This is a genomic window from Devosia sp., from assembly GCF_017307565.1.
Classification (GTDB): Bacteria; Pseudomonadota; Alphaproteobacteria; order Rhizobiales; family Devosiaceae; genus Devosia.
Genome location: NZ_JAFKHD010000337.1, coordinates 19,247 through 22,027, shown reverse-complemented (window position 1 = coordinate 22,027; position 2,781 = coordinate 19,247). Strand labels below are relative to the sequence as shown.

Genomic DNA, 2,781 nt, shown 5'->3' with positions numbered 1-2,781 from the left:
GGATCCATCCTGAGATATCAAGATGGGCCCCGGCCTTCGCTGGGGTGACATCGGGTTTATGGGGATACCCAGCCTATGGCAGACATCGGCCATCAGAACGGACTTTCGCCGGCGGGCGCGACGCTGCTGCAGCATTATCGCAGCCAGGTGATGACGCGGCGGATCTATACGATCCTCGTAGTTCTGGGCGTTGTCGTCGCGCTGTTTGCCGCCATGGCCTATGCCAATTCGGCCAATTCGGGGAAGTTTTTCGAACGCCTTCCCTTCATGTTCGACTTCATCAAGAATTTTATGCCGCGCGATCCCTTTGAGATCTTTCGCGCCATGTTCGGGCTGGAGTCGCCCTATTTCGATGGGTCGGCGAAATACGACTATACCTCGAGCAATATCCGCCTGACGGACACGCTCTACATTCCGAATTTCATCTATCAGCTGATCGTCACCGTGAATATCGCCGTGGTTTCGACGATCATCGGTGGCTCGCTGGCATTCTGCCTCTGCTTCTTTGCCGCCACGAACCTTGTTGGCGCAGGCGCAGTGCGCTGGGTTGTGCGCCGCATCATGGAAGTGATGCGTGCTTTCCCCGAAATCGTCATTGCGGGTCTTCTTACCGCAGTGCTGTCCATCGGTCCCATCGCAGCCATTGCAGCGGTGTCGCTGCACACGATCGGAGCGCTCGGAAAGCTGTTCTTCGAGGTCGTCGAAAATGCCGACATGAAGCCCGATGAGGGGCTGAAGTCGGTGGGGGCGAGCTGGCTGGAGCGCGTGCGCTTCGCCATTGTGCCCCAGGTGATGCCAAATTTTGTGTCCTATGGCCTGCTCCGCATGGAGATCAATGTGCGCGCCTCGACCATCATTGGCGCAGTGGGCGGCGGCGGTATTGGCGAAGTGTTCCGCCTCTCGATCGGGCGCGATTACGCCGCCCAGACCTATGCGATCATCATTCTTCTGCTCGTGACCATCATCGCCATCGACCAGCTTTCGGGCTGGCTGCGCCGGCGCCTGGTGGGCGATGCCAGCTTCAATTTTGGGAAGGCCAGCGTCTAAATGTCAGCGATCAGTGCTGCCGAGCGCGCTCGGCTGGAACAGAAGTTTCCCGAGGTCTTCAAGACCTCGTTTCTGAAGCGCCATGGCCTGCTTGTCGGGCTCGGCGTGACGGTGCTGTACCTCGTTTTCTGCTGGTTTTTCTTCAATGTCGGTCCGGCATTGCAGAACGGCAAATGGGATCGCGCCTCGATCTATGTTCAGGACTGGTATAGCTGGCGTGCCACGCCGCGCCTGCGGTTCGGCGAGGACGGGACGATCACGCCGCAATGGTCGAGCCGGGGGCAGTATCCGGCCGGCGCAACCATCGACTGGCTGACGCCGCACGACGACGGCAGCATGACCGTGACCTTCGGCAGCGACGCCGACCGGCTCGATATTACGACCAGCGAAGTCAATGTCTTCATCAATGGCGAGGCCTGGCCGGTTGTCATTGCTGAGGGCGCGGCGCAGGCCCCGGAAGGCGCGCCGAGCGCTATCCAGCAGGATCGCAAGAAGGTTCTCGTGGATTTCGGCTTCGAAGGTCAGGCAGAGATTCGCGACAACCAGGTCTACGTTCAGCGCCGTTTCTTCGGCTGGGCCAACTTCCTCTACGACCCGAAATCGCCACTCTGGGGGCATGACTTCTTCTCGTCGATCGGGCTGATGTTTTCGGGCGACCAGGTCAATCCGGCCATGTCGAACGCGCAATATGTGTTGAACCAGTGGCTCAACAATCAAGCCTGGCAGCATGGCGATATTCTCGTAAAGCTGTTCCAGACGCTGGTGATGGCCTTTGTCGGTACGCTGCTTGCGACGCTCTTCGCTTTCCCGCTGGCCTTCTTCGCAGCGCGGACGATCACGCCGAACCGGGCGGTCAACTGGGGTATGAAGCGGTTCTTTGACTTCATCCGTTCGGTCGACATGCTGATCTGGGCGCTGTTCTTTACGCGCGGGTTTGGTCCCGGCCCGATCCCCGGCATCGCGGCAATTTACTTCACCGACACCGGTGCGCTCGGCAAGGTCTATGCCGAGGCGCTGGAGAATGTGGACGACAAGCAGCGCGAAGGCATGAAGTCGGTTGGCGCGAGCCCGGCATCGGTCAACCGCTATGGGGTCGTGCCGCAGGTGCTGCCGGTGTTTGTGTCGCAGTCCCTGTACTTCTGGGAAAGCAATACGCGCTCGGCGACGGTGATTGGTGCCGTGGGGGCGGGCGGTATCGGTCTGAAACTGCTGGAGTCGATGGGCACCAATTCGGACTGGGACAAGGTGGCCTATATGGTGCTGCTGATCCTGTTCGTGGTGTTCCTGTTCGACAATATGTCGACGGCGATCCGCCAGCGCCTGATTGGCGGCACGGGGCACTGAAGCTCGGGCCCGACGAACTCGCGACAGAATAGCAAAACCGTATCATCCCCGCGAAAGCGGGGATTTCCGTTTTTGGGGGGATGAGAGAGGGAGGCGCTTTCGCCGGACCGCGTTTCCTCCCCGAGGTGTTGGCGCATGCGCTGGGCGGCAAGTCGATTGCCGATGTCTATGGGATGAGCAGCGAGGATGCGGCAAAGTTCAGGCGCTGGGGCCGCCGACGTCGACACGCTGCCCGGGCTGTTCGACCGGCCGGTGGATGCGTGGGCTAAGCTTTCAGGACGATGACCTTGGTATCGATCGGGGTTTTTGCGTAGAGATCGAGCATATCCTGTGTGAGAAGCCCCACGCAGCCACTCGACACGCCCTTGCCGATCGTTTCGGGCATGATCG

The 2,781-nt window shown here is 60.2% G+C and carries 3 protein-coding genes; 2 read left to right on the top strand and 1 reads right to left on the bottom strand.

The genetic code is table 11. From position 1 onward, the window contains the following. Positions 1-75 precede the first annotated feature (75 nt). Complete coding sequence (phnE, locus tag J0I64_RS12790) at positions 76-1,047, top strand: phosphonate ABC transporter, permease protein PhnE (protein WP_291408783.1); 972 nt, start codon at positions 76-78, stop codon at positions 1,045-1,047. Beyond that, positions 1,048-2,391, top strand: a complete 1,344-nt coding sequence (phnE, locus tag J0I64_RS12785; protein ID WP_291408781.1) for a phosphonate ABC transporter, permease protein PhnE — start codon at positions 1,048-1,050, stop codon at positions 2,389-2,391. It abuts the gene before it with no gap. Positions 2,392-2,656: 265 nt separating this feature from the next. On the opposite strand, the gene J0I64_RS12780 is transcribed toward phnE (J0I64_RS12785), so the two are convergent. Next, the coding region (locus J0I64_RS12780; RefSeq protein ID WP_291408787.1) for a L,D-transpeptidase at positions 2,657-2,781 on the bottom strand (125 nt) is incomplete at its 5' end.

Coding starts and splice junctions, on each gene's coding strand:
- phnE (WP_291408783.1), top strand. CDS start 76: ATGGCAGACATCGGCCATCAGAACGGACTTTCGCCGGCGGGCGCGACG.
- phnE (WP_291408781.1), top strand. CDS start 1,048: ATGTCAGCGATCAGTGCTGCCGAGCGCGCTCGGCTGGAACAGAAGTTT.